General features: G+C 37.5%; 14 protein-coding genes. All 14 read right to left on the reverse strand.

Going from position 1 to position 22966, the window contains the following annotated elements:
- Positions 1-9: 9 nt before the first annotated feature.
- Positions 10-1380 carry an alpha/beta hydrolase family protein gene (locus tag BUC21_RS04490; protein WP_394332749.1) on the reverse strand — a complete coding sequence of 457 codons (1371 nt, stop codon included), beginning with the start codon at positions 1378-1380 and terminating at the stop codon, positions 10-12.
- Between the two features lie 36 nt (positions 1381-1416).
- Positions 1417-3012, reverse strand: a complete 1596-nt coding sequence (locus tag BUC21_RS04495) for a glycoside hydrolase family 28 protein (protein ID WP_083547594.1) — start codon at positions 3010-3012, stop codon at positions 1417-1419.
- A 20-nt stretch (positions 3013-3032) separates the two neighbouring features.
- Entirely contained in the window at positions 3033-5741 is a 2709-nt protein-coding gene (locus BUC21_RS04500; protein ID WP_073400044.1) for a glycoside hydrolase family 78 protein, read from the reverse strand.
- Positions 5742-5760: 19 nt separating this feature from the next.
- Positions 5761-9084, reverse strand: coding sequence for an MGH1-like glycoside hydrolase domain-containing protein (locus BUC21_RS04505; protein ID WP_073399671.1), 3324 nt, complete (start codon positions 9082-9084; stop codon positions 5761-5763).
- An 84-nt stretch (positions 9085-9168) separates the two neighbouring features.
- Positions 9169-10095: a glycoside hydrolase family 43 protein gene (locus BUC21_RS04510; RefSeq protein ID WP_073399673.1), complete on the reverse strand. Its 927-nt coding sequence runs from the start codon at positions 10093-10095 to the stop codon at positions 9169-9171.
- Positions 10096-10354: 259 nt separating this feature from the next.
- A complete protein-coding gene (locus BUC21_RS04515) occupies positions 10355-11020 on the reverse strand; it encodes a DUF3826 domain-containing protein (protein ID WP_073400046.1) in 666 nt (221 codons plus the stop codon).
- Between the two features lie 27 nt (positions 11021-11047).
- Positions 11048-12736, reverse strand: a complete 1689-nt coding sequence (locus BUC21_RS04520) for a polysaccharide lyase (protein ID WP_073399675.1) — start codon at positions 12734-12736, stop codon at positions 11048-11050.
- 147 nt (positions 12737-12883) lie between these two features.
- Complete coding sequence (locus BUC21_RS04525; RefSeq protein ID WP_073399677.1) at positions 12884-15076, reverse strand: RagB/SusD family nutrient uptake outer membrane protein; 2193 nt, start codon at positions 15074-15076, stop codon at positions 12884-12886.
- A gap of 34 nt (positions 15077-15110) precedes the next feature.
- Complete coding sequence (locus BUC21_RS04530; protein ID WP_073399679.1) at positions 15111-18431, reverse strand: SusC/RagA family TonB-linked outer membrane protein; 3321 nt, start codon at positions 18429-18431, stop codon at positions 15111-15113.
- Positions 18432-18461: 30 nt separating this feature from the next.
- On the reverse strand, positions 18462-19934 hold the full coding sequence (locus BUC21_RS04535; protein ID WP_083547595.1) for a DUF4992 family lipoprotein: 1473 nt from the start codon (positions 19932-19934) through the stop codon (positions 18462-18464).
- Positions 19935-20034: 100 nt separating this feature from the next.
- A complete protein-coding gene (locus tag BUC21_RS04540; protein WP_245797068.1) occupies positions 20035-20862 on the reverse strand; it encodes a sugar phosphate isomerase/epimerase family protein in 828 nt (275 codons plus the stop codon).
- Positions 20863-21516: 654 nt separating this feature from the next.
- Entirely contained in the window at positions 21517-21957 is a 441-nt protein-coding gene (locus BUC21_RS04545; protein WP_073399683.1) for a Rossmann-fold NAD(P)-binding domain-containing protein, read from the reverse strand.
- 25 nt (positions 21958-21982) lie between these two features.
- Entirely contained in the window at positions 21983-22351 is a 369-nt protein-coding gene (locus BUC21_RS04550; protein ID WP_073399685.1) for a hypothetical protein, read from the reverse strand.
- A gap of 51 nt (positions 22352-22402) precedes the next feature.
- Complete coding sequence (locus tag BUC21_RS04555) at positions 22403-22957, reverse strand: RNA polymerase sigma factor (RefSeq protein WP_073399687.1); 555 nt, start codon at positions 22955-22957, stop codon at positions 22403-22405.
- Between the last annotated feature and the right edge of the window lie 9 nt (positions 22958-22966).

Here is a 22966-nt window from a genome sequence, read left to right on the forward strand (position 1 = left end):
AAAAAGAGATTACTTCAGTGTATTCAGAAGCTTTTCCAATTCTTCAAAAGAGCGCATAGCATTCTTTGGAAGCTTTTCTCCTTTGTCTCCAAAGCTATACATGTTCTCTTTCGGTTCTATTGTTACTTTGCTTTCATCAAGCATTTGTTTCTTCAGATTGAATGCATCGGCAAAGAAATTATAAACAGCATTTCTTTTATTTGGACCAAAATCGTGTCCTTCGGCAGGCAGATGAACGTTTGTTACTTTATCTGCTGCGCCGTAAAAGTCATAAATGCGTTTGATATACGGAAATTCAAGAGTTGGAACAGTACTGGTCCAATCTTGTCCGTCGGATACAATCAACATTGGCTTCGGAGCATTTGTAGCAGCTAGTTCAGCAGCAACAGTTCCTCCGCAAGAATAGAAAACTGGTAGTCCACTTTCACATGGGCATCCACCATCAAAGTGAGACGACAGACTTACAACCGGACAAAGAGCAGTGTATCTCTGATCGAGAACAGAAAGAAGTACTGTTTGAGAGCCGCCGCCGGAACCACCATTTACTCCAATTCTTTTCTTATCAACATCTTTACGATTATACATAAAATCGAGAATACTAATTCCATTCAAAGCCTGAATAACCTGAGCTGCACTTTTGCGATGTGCTTCTCCGGGGAATTGCAACATAGACTCGCCCCATGCAAACAGATCATAATCCACACAAATGGCTCCCATTCTAGCCAAAGTAGCCATGCGTTGTTGTTGGTCCTTTCGATATCGCCCATCAAGGAAATGTCCATTCGGACAAATTATTAATGGGAACTTACCCTTTATTAAAGGTTTATAGATTGATCCGCAAACATACAAGCCAGGCAAAGTTTCCAATGAGAAGTTCTGTACAGTATATCCGCTATAGATTCTTTCCTTTGAGATTACCGGCTTAGCATTAACTCTTGCCTTAAGTAGAGGATCAATGCCCAAACGTTCTCTTACCTCTTTACGCAAACATTCTTTTCTTTTGTTCCATTGCACCGAATCAGCGTAAAGAGAATTAAGATAATTAATCATTTTCACTCCGTCTTCATCCGTAATGCGGGCATACTCGTAATTCTTTATTTTATAAAGATTATCCCCCTGTTTCACAAACTTGTAGTCGAAAGGAGCAAGCACATTGTTCAGACTTTCTTCAACTGAATAAGGGCGAATACGGGAATCTGCATAATCAAGCATCTTACCGTCAACAATTACATCAGTCCATTTCAGGCGTACATTAAAGTGCTTTGAAATTTCCATTAAAACATCTTTCAATGGTCGCTGATATTTATGGTCTGAATCCTGCTGAGCAAAAAGAGTACTTCCTGAAAGTACCAATGCTGTTGATAATATAATGGCTTTTATATTCATGTAATTATATCGTTTAATTAAAAGAATGGTTTATTCTTTAATTGTAAGATCTTCTTTGGTAAATTTACTCTCTTTATCCATAATCAAAGGCAATCTGTTAAAACAATTATTCATAAGTACAGTACCTTTGCAATTACCACCTAAAAGAAGAAATGAGCGACTTCCTGATATAGGGAAACATCCCTGAATAAGTGATTCTTTTGAATCTGTAAGTTTAATAACAGGCGAATCTGCATTTGGAGTCATACTCTTTACACTATTTATTTCCAGATTTTCTGAATTTGAGATTTTGAACGGTGCTCCCATCTTTGAATCGATACGAACATTATTCAATACCAGATTCTTAACCATATCAGCTTCAAGTCCGGTGTTGGACTGGATATTGATATTGTTAAGCGTAACATCTGTTATAGGCATTTCTTCGATACCAAGTATTTTCACAGCACTATTAACCTGTGTTCCGGTAAGATTCGATATATGAATATTACGGAAAATCGGAGTACGATCTGATACAGGTTCTTTAGGCATATTACTGTAAAACAGGTTAAGCACAATGGCTTCTGTTTTTATGTTCTTCATTACAATGTTATCAACACGTATCTCTTCTACAATACCTCCACGTCCACGAGAAGATTTGATGCGAATACCTCTGTCGGTTCCATCAAAAACGCAATTGGAGATAGTAACTTTACGAACATCACCACTCATCTCACTGCCAATAACTACACCTCCGTGTCCGGCAAGCATTGTACAGTTGGTTATTGTTATATTCTCGCAAGGAACTCCTAATTGGCGTGCCTGCAAATCACGACCAGATTTCAAGGTAATACAATCATCGCCAACAGATATATGACAGTCGGAGATATGTACGTTTTTACAGGATGAAGGATTTATTCCATCAGTATTTGGAGAAGGAGGATTATCAATGGTAATTCCTTTTACAATAACGTTATCACAAAACTCAGGATTTACTGTCCAGAAGGGTGAGTTTATAATTTTAATCCCCTCAATTCTCACATTCTTGCATCTGATTGGCTGAATAAATGCCGGACGGAAAAAGCGACGATCGAGAACTTCTTTATAATCTTCGTTAGTAACTTTAGATAGATTCAGATCCTTATTGGCGTTATCCCACATTGTCTGATATTTATTCAAATCACGAACACCGTTTTTTTGAAGATCTACCAGAACACGGTAGAACTCTGTCCACCATTTCTTACCTTGTCCGTTGATTGTTCCTTCTCCTTTTATGGTTATGTCATGCTGATCGACAGCATAAAATAATGGAGAAAAACTCTTCATCATTACGCCTTCATACCTCATATCTACAAAAGGCAGATAATCATCAAAGTTATCCGAGAATAATAACGTGGCACCGGTCTCAAGTTCAATAGTGATATTGCTCTTTAACTTTATAGCTCCGGTAAGGTAAGTACCCGAAGGAAAATAAAGAGTACCTCCACCATTCGAAGAAAGTCTCTCTATTGTTTTATTTATTAATAGAGTATTTAATTTTTTGCCGTCGGCTTTTGCACCGGCTTTCAGCATATCAACTCTCTCTGCAAAAACAACATTTGTGCAAAGAAATACCATCACAAAAAGCAAAAAACAATGCTTTATCTTCATGTTTTCAAAGTATAAAGTTACTAAATATTCACAGTAAAGGTCTGTTTACCGCTTTCCATAACTCGTTTTTCCTTATTAGGAAGAATGATTGTAGCAGAGCAGTTTACAGGAATCTCAACATTCATGGTAAAGACTCCATTTTCAACTTTCCAATTCACAGCTACTTTACCATAAAGTGTATTGTAGGAAGCAGAAACATGCTTAAGATCGCCCACAACCTGAGGAGCAATTACCAGCTTTTGGAATCCGGGTTCACTTGGAACAGGCTGAATGCCTGCCAACCATGCATAGAACCATTCATCAATTTGTCCCATCATAAAATGGTTCCACGAAGTTCCTTCTCTCGGATCCCATTGTTCGGTCAGTGTTGTAGCACCAAACTTAACCTGGAAACCGTATCCCGGTGCATCTTCATGATTGTTCATCTGGTACATTACATCATTCAAACAGTTTCTTGCAAGTGTCTGGAAAAGGTAACGGTTACCTACATCACCAGTAGTTAGTCGGTTACCATGAGCTTTTATATCTTTAACCAAATTAGCCAACACATCAGCTTTATATTGCGGTTCTACAATATCCAAAAACAGAGGCAGAGCATTGGAGCACTGACTGCCATTACCATATTGGCGGGTTGCCGTATTAAAGAACTTATCATTATATGCCTTCTTAACTTCCTTAGCCAACTCCGCATAATGTACTTCGTCTTCTTTATTCCCAACCATGGCTGCTGCTTTGCTTAAAAGTTGGATGTCCCATAAATAATGAGCTGTTCCAACTAAAGGTATTGGAGTATTACGGGAAAATCCGGCTTTCTTGCCATCGTAATCATACCAGTCGCCCAGTCCGTGAGAAACAATATGATTATCAGCACGTGAAGTCAGATAATCTACATAACGTTTCATGGTTGGATAATATTTTATGATAAGTGAATTATCACCATAATAGTCGTAATACATCCATGGAAGAATTACGGATGCACTACCCCACTCGGGAGAATCCTGAAAATCGCCTTCAAACTCAACATACTCTGGCGCAACGCTAGGTACTAATCCGTTTGAGTGCTGAGCATCACACATATCCTGCATAACTTTAGGAATAAATTTAGTCAGGTTATAGTTGAAGAACAACCCGGGACCATTAAGATGTGTCTCTTCCAGCCAACCAAGTTTTTCTCTGTGTGGGCAATCAGTAAACACTCCTTGCATATTGCTTCTCATCGCCATACAAATAATGCGGTGAGCATCATTGAATATTTTGTTTGAGCAATTAAATTCACCAACCTCTTGGGCTGAGTTATATACAAAACAAGATTGTATTTTCTTTAAGAGTGGCAAATTACTGTTTACTTTATCTTCTTTGAGACGTGCACCTTCCACCTGAATATATCTGAAACCATAGTAAGAGAAACGAGGATGCCAGTATTCATCACCTTCTCCTTTAAGAGTATATTCATAATAATGCTTGCTACCTGTATTCTTTTGGCTGACAGTGCCATCGGGATTCAATGATTCACCAACAGTAAGGCGGATAGTTGTTCCTCTTTTACCATTTACTGTAATCTCCGGAAAACCAGACAAGTTTTGCCCCATGTCCAGCACATATTTATCAGAAAGCTTATTGACACTCTTCACACCATAGTGCTCCATGATCTTTACCGAAGGAGCCTGCTGCGGACGAAGTTTTCCTTTTGGAGCACCTTGAACAACTACCGGAAGCCAGCGGCTATCATTAAATTCTGGTTTATTCCAGCCTTTTTGTTCCAGACAAGCATTGTAATCTTCTCCGCCATAAATACTATTGAATATAATGGGGCTGAAAGAATATTTCCAGTCGGCACCGGAAAGAATCTCTTTTGTTGTGCCATCTGCATAACTGACAACCAGTTTAAAAAACAAAGTAGGAGGTCCGAAACTAATCTGCAACTTACGGTAACGACCACCGCCTTGCACATTATAGAAACCATTTCCTAATAATATTCCAATAGCATTGCGACCTTTTCTTAAGTTGGCTGTAACATCGTAAACATTATAATAAACAGTCTTATCATAATCACTAATAAGAGGAGTAAACTCACCATCCCCTACTTTCTTTCCATTTAAAGAAAACTCATAATGCCCCAGTCCGCAAACATAAGCAGTAGCCTGAGTTATCTTTTTATCTGCAGTAAACGAGCGACGCAGATAAACACTTTTGCTGGAAGCAGAATCGATAGCTGCCCATAAAGCTTTATTCTCCGGTTTCTTTAATACAGTAGAATGGAAATGTCTTCCCGAAGGTAAATTCGCCTTTTCACGTGAAATAAATCCAATCCACTTTGCATTAAGGAAAGCGGCTGAAGGAGCAAGACGAAATTCTGCTTTCCTGCTCCATGATGATGGTTTGTTATTCTCATCCCAAACCATCACACGCCATACATATTTTGTTGTACGTTCTAGTTTTTTAGAACCTGAATAAGGAACCAGCTGACTTTTATTGGAAACAATTTTTCCAGAAGTCCATACCAGTTCATTTTTTCCATTATCAACATTATAAAGTTCTATTGCATAAGCCGACTGACGCGTTCCATTTACTTTGGATTGCAGTTGCCATCCAAAGCGAGGATGCTCAGTATCAATTGTCAAAGGAGCTTCAGACAATTCACAAGTCATCTTTGTAACCTCAATCCCTCTTGCAAAAGAAGGACATAAAGCTATTATCAGACTAAATAATATGATAATCCGGTACTTCATTGATATGCTTTTGCTATTGTTATAATACATTTTCACAAACAATCTTCTTCAAACGATCTGATTTTGCGACTTCTTTTCCATTGACAAATATACGTAATCCTTTTCCAAGATGATATTTACTACCGTCTTTATCCCACATTATAGTAATGTTCTTACCATGATACAACACATTGTCAAGACAGAACCAGTTCCATTTTCCTTCAGGAATCAATGGATTGACTTCTATTGTGTTATCCGTGCGAGGGCGAAGACCAACAAGTCCGGTAATAATCAGATCATTAAAGGTTGAGTGGTTATAGTAACGGCTTCTTTCCTGATCTCCTTTTAACCATGCTCCTGTTACTTCGTCAAGGTATTCGCCTACATAAGGACGACCACGGTGATATTGAGATTCAACGTAAAGTTCCATCAAATGGAAATATGTACTGTCATTCAAGACTGTCTGCTTGTAGTTATTCATAAAGTTAGCCATAGCAGTCATAGTCTGAGATGTAGCGAAAGGCCAGATTGCTCCATCCCATTCACATTTGCAGCAACCTGCCATACGGAATAACGGGTGACGACGTTCTGCTGTAGTAAGTCCGTAAGGTGCAAGGAATCCACCCTCTTCGGTTACTTGCTTCCATGCCAAATCGTATTTATTAGCATCCGGAAGATTAAAGTACCAAGGAATATAACCAATTGCTTCACGTACATTTGCTAATGAATCGGTACGATAAGTTTCGAAGAATCCGTGTTTCACGCTCCATAATTTATTCTCAACCAAATTCTTTATAGTATCTGCTTTATGTTCGTAAAGTGCTGCTTCATCTTTCTTTCCGGCAAGCAAAGCCATTTGTGACAAAGCCTTTGCATTACCAAACATATAACTATTAATAGTTGGACGAGCATATTTTTTCTTTCTACCACCACTGATAGATTCTTCCATACCATCCTGAACATCTCCCTGCCAGAATAATCCTGAAGATAAACGATGAGTACTTTCCCAACGTTTGTATTCGCTTTCCAGATCAGGAAGCATATCGAGCATATATTCCTTATTACCATTTACTTTGTAACGGTTAAGAATTGCATCGGCAGCCCATGAGCTGAAAGTTGCAAGTTTCTTCATTGGCTGACCACCGTTTCCACGGAACCATACATGAATATATTGATCAAGATACTTCTGGTCGCGCAACCAACGTGATTCATAAATATGATGACCGAAAGCCGAAGCTATAAGATTATACTGATCGGCATAAGTACGCGGAACAAGGAACTCTGTAAATGCATATCCTACAGGAGTTTGTTTCAAGTGTTTGCGCAATGTCCACCAACGGTAATAGTACATCTCTTCAATATTCTTCTGAGGACATTCAAACAATGGAATATTTTCTTTCATCCATTCGCTTGCCTGAGCATTTGGAATAGCCTGAGCAATATTCTCATCTTCCATTCCATTGAAGTAATCAACGTAATGACTGAAATTATCATAACTTAGAATAACAGAAGTTTTAGGATTAACCGCTGTTGTCTTTACATCTTTAATATAATATGCAGCCATTGGATCTTCGGCACCTGCATTTGGTAAATCGTAATCCTGATCGGCCGGAGTTTCCGGAGTAGGGAAATTACGAGGTGCACCTGTGCGGAATACTACTCTTTCTATAGAATGTACCGGAGCAAAGAACATACGTACTCCTACTCTTTTACCATCAACAGTTACAGTAATACTACGGTTGGCTACAGATAGAAGAGCTTTTACGTCATATACTTTGCCGGCCTCGTATTTCATCATGTTCGAGAAACGAGATCCACCTTTTGCACGGAAGAAACTGTCAGGAGTAAGATCCAGACGAGAGCATGCAATGCCGTTTTCATCAAGGAATTCAATTTGAAGTGTACCTTTGTCAGCCTGATCTGCCATCATTTTGAATGAAACTTCCAGTTCTGAAGTTGCAGGAATCTTACGCTCTACTTTAGCAAAATCGAAAGGATCTTTATCTTTTAAAGTAAGCCAGTTGGCTCCGTTCTTATTTTCTATTGAAACAGGTGCCCAGATTGGAGAATAGATGTTCCATTCTGTCAGTTCATTGATTGATTTATATTTATCAAAGTTATCATCGGCCTGAGTCAGGGCATTTTGTCGGATAGGAACCTGAATAGATGAAACCCAGATATCTTCCTTATTCATGCTATATGCAACCCAAAGGTTACCATCGGCGGGAACGCCATTACCTTCCTGAATACCGCGAACATATTGCGGACCGTATGACTTATAATTTCCACCATAACGCATTGGAGTAATTTCACCCTGAATAAGATTCAGTGTTGTATATTCCAAACCATCAATACTAGTAGAAATAGCAAGCGGCCAGCGGAATTCTGAAGGATTATAGATAGTTGCATAAGTACCGTCGGTCAGTCTTTGTCCCCAGATCTTAGCATTACTGTTTACAAATCCTTTTGCACGTTCTACAGGTTCAAGCCAGGTATTACCGCCATCCTTACTGATTGAAGTAAGTGCGTGTTTCCACAAACAAGCAATATTGCCGTCCGGCAAATGATAATAGCAGAATGCTTTATATTCTTTCTTCAACGGAATAATGGGATCGTTACGATCTGACTCCTCTACCCATTGCATACGATAAAGCGGATTATCAAGAATTTCCTGACAAGCTGCTACAAATTTCTTATCCTTACTCTTTATAAAGAATGGATAGTTGGTATTTGATTCGTTGAAGGCATGATTGTAATGAATGAAATAGATTGGCCCGAAAGAACCATCTTTCTTGATTTCTCTAACCACACGACCAATGCCATTTCCATCGTTCGGATCATCTTTCTTATCTAATGCCACGCCATAGAATCCCATAGCTATAAGCTTACCCGACTTTGAGACATAAAAGCCTACCCGCTGGTGCATAATAGCAATCAGATTCTTTGCCACACCTGGATAATCTGGTTTTGTATATCCATCGGGAACATTATATGGAGGGAAAAGAACTACCGGATTTGTCCAGTTGTATCCATCCTTAGAAGTCATTAAAAGAGTACGTGAAGATGGTACATGCTCATCTTTCGGGTCCGAAAGATAATGCATATAGAACTTTCCTTGCCAGTAAGCCATCATCGGTTGATGATTATATGTCCAGCCATCACCATTGGAAACATTTGGATGCTCGCGGTTAGCCCGCATTACCTGAATGTTATGTACTCCTACTACCGGAGAAAGCTGACCATCATGATATGCAGGATTAGAAAGTTCTGTACCTGTATAATGAATCTTATTCTGTGCCGCGCCAACTGTTGTCAGAAGAAAAGCTGATGCAAGCGAACATATTGATTGAGTAAATCTATTCATTTTAATTTAGCTATGTTTTTACTTTTCTGCGTATTTATATCGAAAGTCATTATGTGACTTTGAAGCTCATTAAAGAGAGTATGTTTATTTACGTGCCTTTAATAGATTAGTAACTTCAGAACGTGGAACTTTAATAATTGTTCCATGTTTATGCCCTTCCGGAACACTTACTTCATTCGTTTTATCCTGAAAATGAATAAAATCTTTTGTTTTCATTGCTCCGTAAATATGTTTTCTGTATACATCAAAATAAATCATATAGTCGTTAGCAACTTTAGTAACAGAAGGACCTTCAACGAAACTTTCAGTAAAAGGAACAGATGCCGGTGAATAAGGACCTGTTGGAGATTTAGCAAACGCAATCTTCAGGTTTCTCATAGCACGGGTATTGTCTTTAAGCACCAAAACATAGTCGTTCTTTGCACGTTTTACAATGGTAGCATCGATTACACTAAATCCCGGATCATAAAACAATTTTGTTTCAGATATTGTTTTAAAGTCTTTTGTTGTAATATAATACAGACGATGATTGTTGTCTTCATCTTCAATTCCTCTTTCAAAACGATTTGGAACACAAGAAGCCCACACTACTACAAATTCTTTCTTTTCATCATCATAAAAAATTTCCGGAGCCCATACATTTACAGTAGTAGGTTCTTTAGCCATAACGGGAATCATTTTCTCGTCCGACCAATGAATCAAGTCTTTTGATTCTGCATAACCAAATCCCAGATCGCCTTTCCAGCTGGTAGTCCACACTAAATGGTAAATGCCATCGGGAGTACGGGCTATAGATGGGTCGCGTAACAGTTTATGCACTCCTAATTCCGGCTTAAACCATGCTCCTGCAATACTATCCCAATGAATGCCATCTTCACTCCAAAGATAGCGCAAACCTTCGTTTGCTGGTTCGTGGAAAGATGTAAAGAGATAGACATCTGAACGAGATGTTTTGCATGAAGCCAAAAATATGAGAAGCAACAGAAATCCTGATTTAATTATATTTGCCATTATAGAATTAACTTTTTAATAAATTACACACAACAATACGATAAAAGGACGCTTTAAAAGAAAGTTTGTACTCAATTAGCAGTGATAAATGGAATGGTTGAAATTCATTGGTGAATGAATTTTATTTATTGGGCAATAAACAAGTAACCATTGGTGAATAAATTACCGTTCATTAGGCAATAAATCCAGAAACAAAAAATCCCCGGCTTATCTGTTGGTACAGATAAACCAGGGATTATTAATATACATAATTAACCAACTATAATTTTATACCTTTTGCTTTACAACGTTTTTCCCACTCAGCTCTTTCTTTAGTAAGATCATATCCTCTTTTAGAAAGATAGTTGTTAATACGTCCTTTGTATTTACCAAATGCTTCATGCTTCTTATTAGAATTTTCAGCATCCATAGCAAATTCACGAGCTTCTTTTAACCAAGCTAATATTTGCTTTTTCTCATCGGCTTTTAAAGAAGGAATCATATCGAGAGTTGCAGTATAAGTTACATTTACAACTCCAAAAGTCATACCATCTTTTACTTCTTCAATCTGCTTTTCGTTGAGCAACAAAGAAAGATCCGAAGCAAAAGCGAAATGAGAGCGGTATAAAGCTGCATCCTTTTCGTGATCAATAGCAGCAAGAGCCTCGTTCTTTTGTGAACCTGTCACACCAGAATCTTTGACTTTCTTAACTGCGGCATCTCTTTTTTCATAAATATCATTCAATAAGAAATACTTATTGGCAATAATATTACGAACATCAAGAGCCACATTTGCTTTTTTCAGTTTCAGTTTATCGACAATTTTCTGTGAACGACCTTTGATAGTCTCTACATATTTTGGATCACGGTTAAGTGAATCCAGTTCTGTAGCAAAAGTTGTACCAGCAAAAAGGACGAATAATGCAACTAAGTACAAAAATTTCATTTTATTATTTTTCATACCAGCCATTTATTACATCAATGAACCTTTTTTTGCCAATGTATCGAAGTTATTAGCAGGGTTTGTCCAGTCAACCTTAGTTTTGGTATCAATACCATTGATGTATTTTTCAATGTTTGTATAGCCGTCACCGGTGCAATCTTTGTTTGCATCAGATGGATCGTTAGGATTCAAACCGTTTGCTTTTTCCCATGCATCTGGCATACCATCGTTATCACTGTCTTTGTATGCTTTACCTTTGTATTCAGGATATCCGCCAACTTGCTTGATATCTGTAATGATACCTTTCTTATAAGAATCTTTTGGTAAACGACGATATTTGAATTGATAGAAAGATTCAGGATCCAAACCTTCTTTGTAATAAGCCTTACCAGTTTTTACTTCTTCAATAATACGTTGGTCTACAATATCTCTCTTAGGAATATTAGCACCTACATTATCCATTACAAAATTGTAAGCTTCTTTAGCAGACATAATTGGGAATGAAGGCATTGGGAATGGTTCGTTCCATTTCATATCAGCAGTATAACCATCTGTATTAGGTTGTTCTTCAACCTGAACACCACCTGCCCAGTTGTCTTTAGTAACAGTTTCATTACCTTCCATTACATTACCGTTACAGTATACACGGCCAAATACATAATAACCTAGTTTACTACGTCCAGCTTCTGGTTTCACGAAACGGTGACCTACCGGAGTATCTTTTGGAGTTAATGGACCTGGTTTGTAATAGTTGTTAATGATGTTATACAATGCTGTATAATCACCACCATCAACAGAACGGTGTACCCAGTTGTAAATTACATTATTTGCAAAGTTGAAAATACCATTCCAACCAATAGATGGGTTACGTCCTGCATTGCTAGCCCAAAGGTTACGCATGAAAGAACAGTTTTCACCACCAAGAGTACTACCAAATGCATGGTTGTAAGTATCAAGAGCCTTAGCAGAGATTGTATTCTGAATAGTTACATTTACAGTAGGCAACTTAAGATCATTATATCCTTTTCCTGGGTTGAACATATGACGATAGAAAGAAATATTTTCATCCAGACCAAAAGTACAAGAACAGTGGTCAATCATAATGTTACCTACAGGGTTACCACCGAATGAGTCATCACGACGGCCTACCCATGTTTCACCACGACGGAAACGCATGTGGCGTACAATCACATCGTGAGTATTTACCCAGAAAGATTCACCAGCTAAACATACACCATCACCCGGAGCTGTTTGTCCTGCAATAGTAATATAAGGAGCACGAACAATAATAGGAGTTTTAATGCGGATAATACCAGAAACATTAAATACTACAATACGAGCACCACCTTGTTCACAAGCATCACGCAAAGAACCTGGTCCGCGATCGTTAAGGTTTGTTACAGTAATAACTCTACCACCACGGCCACCAAAAGTATATGCACCGCCACCCATTGCACCTGGGAAAGATGGAATTTTAGCTTGTGGAAGATCAGTTGGACGAGCTGCCCATGGAATATATGGACGTCCGTGTTGAGCCTCTTCTTTAATAATAGGATAAGCTTTTTCCCATGCAGCATCAGAAGACGCCTGTTCTTCTGCCATCATTTTATCAGCTGCTTCCTTAACGTCTTTAGGGACATCAGGATACTGAGCCTTAACTTGTGAAAATGGTGTCATAAGTGCCACCATAAACATTACCAATAATAATTTCTTTTTCATTTTTCGTTATTTAAGAACTTACTTATACCTATAAGACAAATTTAGGAGCTTTTTGTAATCACCAACAAACAAAATTGAATAAAAAAAAAACAAAAAAGAGGATGCTTCTCTCGAAACATCCTCTTTTCCTATTTATTCTTTATTCGATTATTCAGCAAATGGGTCAAAGGTACCTGCGGAACCACCATTGTTTGAATCTTCCCAACCGATAGTCTGTTGTATCTTAAGGTTGTTATTCAATGCACCTTGAGAAAGACCAAGGAAGTAATAACGTGGCAAGAACGAAATGTACTCATCATTATGATTAGAATCACGACCATCGCCCTTCTTCAAGTTACGAACCAAATGAGTTTCATACCATGATTTCAGTGTTTCCAATTGAGACTTTAAGTCGGCTTTGCGATAATCAACAGGAGTACAACGAGTAACGCCAGCTTTTACTAATGGATCAGAATCGAATGTTGTTCCACCAATACCATAAGAATCAGCCACACGGAATTCAAAATTCTCACGACGTTGTCCATTCAATGCTTTAAAGCCAAGCCATGTACAAGTATTGCCACCCCATCCGGTCAATGTCCATGAAGAAGGAGCACCAGTTACTGCTGTTGCACCACCATCAAATAACATCCAACGACGAAGATCATCGAAACGTTTGCCTTCATAAGCAAATTCAATTTGGCGTTCATAAAGAACTGCAGACATACATGTAGCTTGATCTGATGTCAAATCCTGTTGCAATCCGTAATTGTTATCAGAAGTATAACCTGCACGAGCACGAACTTTCTTTATTTGTTCTACAGCTTCATCCATATGACCGGCACCACAAGCTACCTCTGCAAAGTTCAATAATACCTCTGCATAACGAAGTTCAATATAAGGAGCTGCAGAATAAGCAAAACCTCCATTAGAATTGGTTGCATCGAAACCTCCGTAAAGAGGTGAATTATTCACATCTAAATCATCAGAACGTTTACGTACATAAACACCACTCTTGTTTGCTAACAAATTGTCTGCACCATAAGAGTTTCCACTTTCAGGATTACCTTGGTCATTTTTGTCAGTATACCATACATAGTTCCAAAGCACATAATTAATACCACCATCATAAGATGGGTTATTAACACTTGCTGGAGTAGGATCACCTTTATAAGCCCAACGCACACCAGGGAAAGCAAAAGTACGATAGAAACGAGGGTCACGTGACATAAATGGATAACCAGCATTATAGGTAGAATCGGAAGCCTGAAGCTTAGTATAAGTATCGCAAGAAGCAGGACGCTTACCATCTGCCATTGGGAACATATCAATCAACATTGCTGATGCATTTTTTCCACTTCCAGTTGTATTCTTTGGACGAATATTACGTTCCCATGAATTATTCTTCTGTCCGTTACCTGCAGAAACAGTATTATATTGACTCACAAACACAGCTTCTGGATTTTGGCTATATTTAGTAAACATACCAGCAAAGTCAGATCCATTTACATTACTACTAGTGCTGTAAAGATTATATCCACAAGCGTTGATTGTAGTAAGATCTTTCTTCATCTCAGTATAAGCATTCTGCCAGCGTGTTTCATCATTAGCACGGTTGAATAATGGACTTGCCCACATTAATAGTACACGCCCTTTCAAAGCCAATGCTGTACCTGAAGTAACCCGTCCCCAATCGTCACCTGATTTCCAACCGCCATTAGTTGTTTCTGCAGAAAGCATATCAGCCGCCTTAGTCAAATCACTTATCATGAAATCAACACAAGCCTTAGCTGATGAACGAGGTACGTAAGATGATTCAGTAGGATCCTGAACTTCTGTAATGATAGGCACACCACCATACCATTTTACAAGATTGTAATAGCACCAAGCACGGAAGAAGTAAACCTGACCCAGAAGTTTATTTTTATTTTCCTGAGAAAGACTTCCGCCTTCGATACCACGAATTACGTCATTGATATTACGAATACGTCCCCAAGCTGAAGCTTGAATATTGTTAGCTGTTCCCTGAAAATAATCAGGAACAGATGTTCCACTCAATACAGCCAAAGGTGATTCAGGATTAACAAATGCACCAAAACCACTATATTCTTCAGTAGATTTTGCCTGGTCATCATTATTACCTGTGCTGTTGTATTTCCAGCTAGGAGCACCGTTAACATCCGGCAAACACCAGCTGTAAATATCATTCACACGAGCATTACATCCAGTATAATAGTTGTAGATATCTTCGCTCACGTTATCGGAATTCTTCTTTTCTTCAAGGAAGTCATCACTACAAGCAGAAAGCGTGAAAATAATAGTCAAGCTTAAGCTGAACAGATTTATTATATTTTTTTTCATCGTTATTTTCTTTTAGAATTTTATAATACCCTGCTTAGAATGTCAAATTAACACCGACTGTAAACTGACGCAATGTAGGATAAGCATTATAACTGTTCATAGGATCGATAAAATGATCTGGGTATGGATTATACAAGCTCAAAAGATTCTGTCCTGTTACATTTAAACGAGCACTCTGAATTCCAACTTTCTTAATCAAGGAAGAAGGAACTGAATAAGCTAAAGTCAAACGATTCAAGCGAACTCTAGTTCCACTCACTCTCCAGTATGAAGAAGACATTGAGTTAACACTTGAGTAAGCCATATTTGGGTATTTAGCATTACGGTTTTGAGCCAATACAACATTACCTGATCCATCTACTACATCTTGATAAACATACATATTATCAGGATTCCAGAACGAAGGAACATTTGTAAATTCCAAGCCATCGCCTGGCTTCAATGCTGAAGAAGGAATTAAGCTATAGCCACCCCAACTAGCATTAATCTGAGCCGAGATAGAGAAATTTTTCCATTCTGCTCCAAGGTTTGTAGTAAATCCATAAGGATTGCTACGACTTGATAAAGCAACCTGGTCGTTATCTTTATCAACAATACCATCTGGTGCAGCATAAGTACCATCAGCTTGTTGAGCACCTCTTACATCTTTATAGATAAGCATACCCGGACGAACCTTATCTTTTGCCATTCCTAAATAAGAAGTAATATTATATTTAGTAAAGTACTCTTCGATATCCTGGAAGCTACGGAACATACCTAAACATTGCATACCCCAGGTTCCAATATCAGAACGGTGTCCTTTTTGTATCTGACGATAAAGATATTCAGTCTCAAAGTCCATATTAAGAACTTTATTATCACCATAACCAGTATTGATTCCTACATGATATTTGAAATCTTTACCGATTTTATCACGCCATGTTAAACCTACTTCATAACCCCAGCTATCCATTTCGCCCAAGTTAAGAGCAGCTGATTGAGTACCAACAGTACCTGGAACAGTTTGAGCAATATTCATCAACATATCACGATTCCATTCACGATAAGCATCAAAAGTCATTTGCAAACGACTATCCAAAACATTCATATCAACACCAACGTTTGCCTTATAAGACTTATCCCAATGAACATCACGATTAAGTGCTGAATTAAGCTTATTTATAGTAATACGGTTGCTAGCATCGGCATTTGTACTTGAGCCAAAAACCACACCCTTATCTGCGTCTTGTGCATAAACCTGCATCCACTGCCATGGAGCTGTATTGTCACGACCTGTAAGTCCTAAAGAAGCACGCACCTTCAAGAATTCAATCCATGGAGCAGCTTTCTTGAACCATTCTTCTTCTGAAACAATCCAACCTGCACTTGCAGAAGGGAATAAACCCCAATAATTATTAGGAGCAAACTTAGTAGAAGCATCAGAACGAAGTAAGACTTCGAACAAATACTTGCCAGAATAAGCATAATTTAAACGACCGATATAAGACATTGTACCAGACTCACTACGAGTAAAGGTTACCACTTTTGTATCTCCAGTAGCTGAGTTTGACTGGCCTGTTGTAAATTCATAAGGGTTAGAAACCATACCATAAAGGTATTCACTCTCTGCTTCTGATTTTTCTATAGAGAAAAGTCCACCTACATGATGTTTACCAAAATCACGACTATAAGATGCAGTAAAGTTTAACTGATAGTTATCAGTTCTTGTCATACTACGGTTTAACTGGCTTGGATCACCATTAGCAATAGTTTGCTTAAGCAAATTACTTTCTGCTATGAATGAATTATAATCGGCATCGCCAACTGGAGTATATAAATGACTACCACTACCTGTACGGTTTACCATATGATAAATATCATAGGTTGAACCAAATTGATTAGTTTTGTCAGAGTTGATACTCTTTGCATAAGACAAACGGATTTTCAAACCATTTAAGATCTTATTCCAGCCGAAATCATATTCTACATTAGCATTTACAGTAAGATTAGAGTTCATTGTACGACTATAATCTCCATTATTTTGCATCAAAGAATAAGAATATTCCTGATCATCATCTTTGTTAGTATTGCTTATACCATAAGCTGAAATAGCATAGCCGCCAACAGTTTCAGGGATATAGCGAGGACGAGTAAGCAACAACGTATAGTCTTTTTCACTGCTTGAACCACCTACTTTAATATAAGGAGTATTTTTCTTTCCATAGTCTCCCGAAACAGACATACCAGCCTTTAACCATTTACTAACACTAACATCTACACCAGCACGGTAATTCCAACGATTATAATCCAGATTACCTAAATTGGCATTTTGATCAAAATAAGAGATTCCTGCAAAATAGTTAGCCTTATCCGTAGCACCACTTAAATTAACGTTATGTTTTGCAGTTGTTGCTACCTTCCAATATTTATCAAGCAAATCATAATTCAGACTCTTCATCGCTTCTAATTCGTCAGCTTGATAAAGATCTGTTTTACGGTTCAAAGATGTATTAGTAGGGTCAGCATCAGCTACAGCATTATAAAGACGACCGTAATTGTAAGAACTCAACATTTTAGGACGAGCAACTTCATCGGCAAAACCAAATGTTCCTGAATAAGAAATGTTTGGTGCACCCATTTTTCCTTTTTTAGTTGTAACCAGGATTACACCATTTGCAGCACGAGCTCCATAAACAGCAGCCGATGCATCTTTCAATACAGAAATACTTTCTACTTCTGAAGGATCCAGGTTGTTGAAAGCTTCAGCTCCAAGATTTTGTGTAGCATTACCTACCTTCACATCGTTTGGATAAATATAGCCATCGATAACAAACAATGGTTGTTGAGCTGCACTACCAACTTCTGATAAAGAATTGGTATCACGAATATAGATTGTAGCATTCTGTCCCGGACGAGACATACCGCCGCTAACACTAACACCATTGATTAATCCGCTCAATGTGCTAGCCAAACCACCTGCAGACAAATCTTTAATTTCATCCATAGGTACCGTTGCAACAGATCCTGTAAGGTGGGCTTTCTTTTGAGCGCCATAACCAACAACTACAACCTCATTCAAAGTTGTTTCATCTTGCTTCATAATGACGTCACCACCAGTTACAACCTGGCTTTTGTAACCAATAAAAGAAACTGTTAACTTAGCATCTTTAGGTACAGACAAGGTATAATGTCCATTAAGGTCTGTAACTGTTCCTTTTGAAGGTACACCTTTTACGGTAACAGAAGCACCAATAATAGGCTCTCCGTTTTCATCAACGACAGTTCCCTTTATTGTTTTGTCTTGAGCTAGAGCCGGCATAGCAAAAAATGCCATCACTAAACTCAGACATAAACTGATTATATATTTTCTTTTCATATTTATTCTTCTTAGTTTGCTTATTAAAGATTATTCAGTAGGCAACCAACGTGGATCACCACATCTTGCAGTTTGATGATCGGCACTTGTTACAGTAAAGTCACCTGTTGCTGCACTATTGAAAGTAGGCTCTGATTGAATTGCAGTATTGCTCTTGTCATAAGTAAGTTCTGCAGTAGAGAAAGCTCCATTATACCAATATGAGTTTTTACTGAAAGATGTAATCATACCTGTACCACCTCCCATAAAACGACGGCAAACTTCACCAGAACCGCAGTTATAGAAAATATTTTGTGCCAGATTAAAATAAACTTTATTACTTCTCATGCTATTGTAGTTACCCATTTGTCCCTTATTAGCAATATTGTAGAAAGTATTATTATAGAAATTCAGACTTCCAGAAATAAAGCCAGGTCTATCAGGACGCGCAGAGCTACCATATTGAATGAAATATTTATTTCCTGTAGCACTTAGATCATAAAAAGTTGAATTTTGAGCTGTGAAATCATTAATAGCTCCATCTCCTTTATTAAAGTAGATATATGCAGTCGATGTTTGAGCCGAATTACATTGGAATACATCATTCTTCATAAGGAATGTCTTCACACAATATTTCTTCTGATTATTGTAGAAAATATAGCCTTTAACACCTGTTACCTTACAAGATTGAACAACAATAGGATCTGTTATAATATAATAACTACCAGTGCCTAAAGGTATAGCAGGAGTTGCACTTAAAGATAAGAACGAAGCATCTGCTGCAAGGCCATCTTGAGCACTACAGTCAAAGTCGATAAACTTAATCTTCAAACCTGCAGAAGTACAAAGTCTTGCTGCCGCACCATAAGTTACCTTAGGATGATTGATTTTATCTCCACGGAATGTAACCTTATGATTTCCGAAATCAACAACCCCAGACATGGTATAAGTACCTCCAACTTCTAAATTATAAGCCAGTTCATCAGCACTATCCGGAATAGGATTGTTTGCAAAATATGCTGTTATATCAGAACCGTTAGGAATTGTTGCATAAGTTGGTAACAATGTAGAATAAGAAACTTCAGTTGAAGCCTGAGCATCACTATTATTATATTTAGTATTGCCCATTGTCTTAATAACAACCTTATACTTCGTATCTTCCTCTAATGCACGTGTTGCAGAACAACCATCTACAATCTCATTTTCTTTACCAACAGCAACCGGATTATTAGGATCATCAACAATATACAAAGAGAACTGATATCCACCCGCACCATAAACCACCGGCCATTTAACAGCGACTTTAGCGCCATCTGCACTCGGTGTAATCACAATATCTTCTGCCTTAGGAGATTCTAGAGTAGTGTTCACTACATCGGATGAAAATTTTTCATCGCTGTCGAATCCATCATTGGCACAAGATACAAAAAGAAAAATACCAAGGCCCAATGTAACCAAGGCATACATTTTTCTTCGAAAGAATAGCATAGTATCCTTTACAGAATAAACTTTTCTTTTTCTCATTGACAAAATTTTAAATTTAACATTAACAAATTATATTTCTTTTCTATTTTCAGTAATTTGTTCCACTTTTCTTTTTTGATTCATAGAACTTAGATTTATATTAAAAGGTTTCATTTTGAAATATCTGTTTCAGATAATTAATATTCATCCCAAAATTCATTTTCACATTACGTGGATCATTCTTATCCCGGGATCTCTCAACAACAAGCCATCCGCCCCACCCCATCTTATCAAGGGTTTCTTTCACTTTATTCATATTCAATCGTTTATTGTATTGTAGTAAAACATCATCTGTGTCGGTGCAATGTATTTGGCAAATACGGTTCTTGCCGAGTTTCTTAAGCTCTTTATACAAATTGCGTCCAGCTACAAGCGGATTCTGAAAATTATAATAGATTTTTATAGCTGGTGAATTTATTTCCTTCAGAAGTTTAATATCTCCTTTGGCATCGAGAGATGTTTCAATACCAATTACGACTCCTGCTTCCTGAGCCATATTTCCTACTACCTTTAAGCGATTTACTAATTCTGAACGGATTTCAGGATTCTTTGTTAAGTCACACTCAACTCCTAGTGGAAGAAAAGCTATTTTTGCTCCCATAGCAATCATAGTTTGAATGCAATCTTGAGTGAGTTCTTTATAATTAGCTCTTTTCACAAAAGACTGTGAATAAAAGCCTGACATTGCAATTGAAGGGATTTCCAAGTTATATTTGGCTGCTTCTTCTTTAAACAGTTTCTGAAAATGAACCTGTCTCAGTTTGTTATCGAATGAGTCACGATTTCCCAAACCGCCCATATCAACTTCAACGCCATCTCCATTTAGTTCTCTAACTAACTGGAATGAACCAATTTTTTGTCTTTTTAAGATCATCCAGTCACAAGCTGCAATTTTATACCTGGATTTTTTATTTTCAGCAGATGACATATTTCCCCCTGTCCGACTATAGAGACTGAGAGATAATGACAGGACAAAGCAAAACAAGGCTATACGTCTGAAAATAAGCCCATTTATTAATTTCATATTTCTATTTATAGAGTTGGATTCAAAAAGATATATTTTTCACATCACTATATAGGACGTACTAAAACAGTATCTGTAATCACTAAGATTAAAAAAAAACAAAAAAATATATCACCTGCTACTATTAGTCTAATTAGTTGCTTATAAATAAAATAACAAGTAGCAGATAAATTTGTTTTACGCTTTATCTGCCACTAATTTATTAGATCTGCCACCAATGATGTAGTTGACATGAAATTTGGTTTCGTGTTTTTTTAATTACTATTAAAACGTTTAATTTAGCTTAATCAACTTTTATTTTTGATATACATCTAAGCACCACTTTGATATACATCTAAACATAGCTTTGATATACATCAAATACTAGTTATGATGTACATCAAATTAAAAATAACTGGCGAAAAGTTTATAAATTATAAAGCAGAGCCATTAAAAAAATATATGCAGGTGCAAAAATACATAGAAACAATTGAATTTATATAAAAACAAAAAGTGGAAGTACCCACCTAAGGCACTTCCACTTAATTTCTCTCAAAAAATAAATCTATTCTCTTCTGGTTAAGGTTTACGACCAAAATCTTTAATTAACTCCCTATGGAAACGCATTTCAGCTCCCTGAACTTTAAAAATCTTTTCGCAGGAAAGAATTCCTTTAAATCTATAAAAATATGCTTTTTCCAATTTATCGGAAGCAATACGAGCATTTAAAACATTGGTTATAATGGCTTCATACTCTGCTTCAGTCATTTTTTCCTTTTTTCCTTTTCTTATCTGAGACCACGCTCTATCATTCAATGCTCTTTTCTTATCCTGCAACTCAAAATAAATTGGGAAGAATTTTACTGCCTCATCTTGAGTCAACTCAGCTTTATCCGTTATAAAAGCCTCCTGTTTCTGACGAAACTCTTCCGGAGACATCTTTGACCTATGGCCATCTTGTGCAAAGGCTCCTATTATTCCAATAAAAGAAACCATTAACACTAAAAATAATCTTTTCATATCCTTTCTCTATTTATAGCAGCCTCTATTCAGCTTCCGTTAAACATTCATATAAGGAATAATCATCCATCATTGAATGATCAATCATTGTTTCCACATATCGATCTGTTACTATTTCAGTTTCAGCATGTTTAGACATCTCTGAAGAATCACTTCCTGATGTTAAATTCAACATTATACGAACGCCCAATAGCATTCCTGCAAAAACGGCCGTCATATAGAACCATGGCTTTACTCTGCTCCACCTTGTGATGTGATGTTTTACAATAGGCTGACCTACCTTCTCAGGCAGTTGTTCCATAATGTTCTCTTTGAAGTGATCAAAGTAGCCATCGGGGACGGTAAACGGGTTACCGGTGCCGCACTTTCTCAATATTTCATCTTCTTCTTTCATATCTTATCTCTCCTTCTCTATATTTCTTAGACTCTACGTAACACAAAAGGTTTAAAAAGAATCTTTTAAAAAACTTTCTATTTTCTTCACCGCATGATGATATGATGCTTTTAATGCCCCAACAGAGGTACCAAACACATCGGACATATCTTCATATTTCATTTCCTGAAAATATTTCAGGTTAAATACCATTCGCTGTTTCTCGGGCAAAGTGAGCAATGCCTTCTGCAACAACACTTGCGCATCATCTCCCGAAAAGTAAGGATCTCCTTCCAGCTTGCTTACGGCCTCGGCCTCCGGCTCGTCAATAGACATCATGGATGTTGCCCTCTGCTTATTCAGAAAAGTAAGGCATTCATTTAGTGCTATGCGATACAGCCAGGTCGAGAGTTTTGATTCGGCCCGAAAATAATCTATGTTAGTCCAGGCTTTAATAAAAGTATTCTGCAACAAGTCATTCGCATCTTCGTGAGAGAGCACCATTCGCCGGATTTGCCAGTAAAGCTGCTCACTGTATTGTGCTACAATTCTGGAGAACGCCTCTTTTTGGGTATCCTCATGCTGCAGCAGTAACAATACTTCTTTCTCATTATAAGATGGAGTCATATTCTTTTT

This window comes from Bacteroides luti (assembly GCF_900128905.1).
In the GTDB taxonomy this organism is placed as follows: Bacteria; Bacteroidota; Bacteroidia; order Bacteroidales; family Bacteroidaceae; genus Bacteroides; species Bacteroides luti.

Bases quoted from the DNA above. Each gene is read 5' to 3' on its own strand.
- BUC21_RS04495 (WP_083547594.1), bottom strand. From the start codon at position 3,012: ATGAAGATAAAGCATTGTTTTTTGCTTTTTGTGATGGTATTTCTTTGC.
- BUC21_RS04540 (WP_245797068.1), bottom strand. From the start codon at position 20,862: ATGTCATCTGCTGAAAATAAAAAATCCAGGTATAAAATTGCAGCTTGT.
- BUC21_RS04525 (WP_073399677.1), bottom strand. From the start codon at position 15,076: ATGAAAAAAAATATAATAAATCTGTTCAGCTTAAGCTTGACTATTATT.
- BUC21_RS04500 (WP_073400044.1), bottom strand. From the start codon at position 5,741: ATGAAGTACCGGATTATCATATTATTTAGTCTGATAATAGCTTTATGT.
- BUC21_RS04530 (WP_073399679.1), bottom strand. From the start codon at position 18,431: ATGAAAAGAAAATATATAATCAGTTTATGTCTGAGTTTAGTGATGGCA.
- BUC21_RS04510 (WP_073399673.1), bottom strand. From the start codon at position 10,095: ATGGCAAATATAATTAAATCAGGATTTCTGTTGCTTCTCATATTTTTG.
- BUC21_RS04505 (WP_073399671.1), bottom strand. From the start codon at position 9,084: ATGAATAGATTTACTCAATCAATATGTTCGCTTGCATCAGCTTTTCTT.
- BUC21_RS04550 (WP_073399685.1), bottom strand. From the start codon at position 22,351: ATGAAAGAAGAAGATGAAATATTGAGAAAGTGCGGCACCGGTAACCCG.
- BUC21_RS04535 (WP_083547595.1), bottom strand. From the start codon at position 19,934: ATGAGAAAAAGAAAAGTTTATTCTGTAAAGGATACTATGCTATTCTTT.
- BUC21_RS04545 (WP_073399683.1), bottom strand. From the start codon at position 21,957: ATGAAAAGATTATTTTTAGTGTTAATGGTTTCTTTTATTGGAATAATA.
- BUC21_RS04555 (WP_073399687.1), bottom strand. From the start codon at position 22,957: ATGACTCCATCTTATAATGAGAAAGAAGTATTGTTACTGCTGCAGCAT.
- BUC21_RS04520 (WP_073399675.1), bottom strand. From the start codon at position 12,736: ATGAAAAAGAAATTATTATTGGTAATGTTTATGGTGGCACTTATGACA.
- BUC21_RS04515 (WP_073400046.1), bottom strand. From the start codon at position 11,020: ATGAAATTTTTGTACTTAGTTGCATTATTCGTCCTTTTTGCTGGTACA.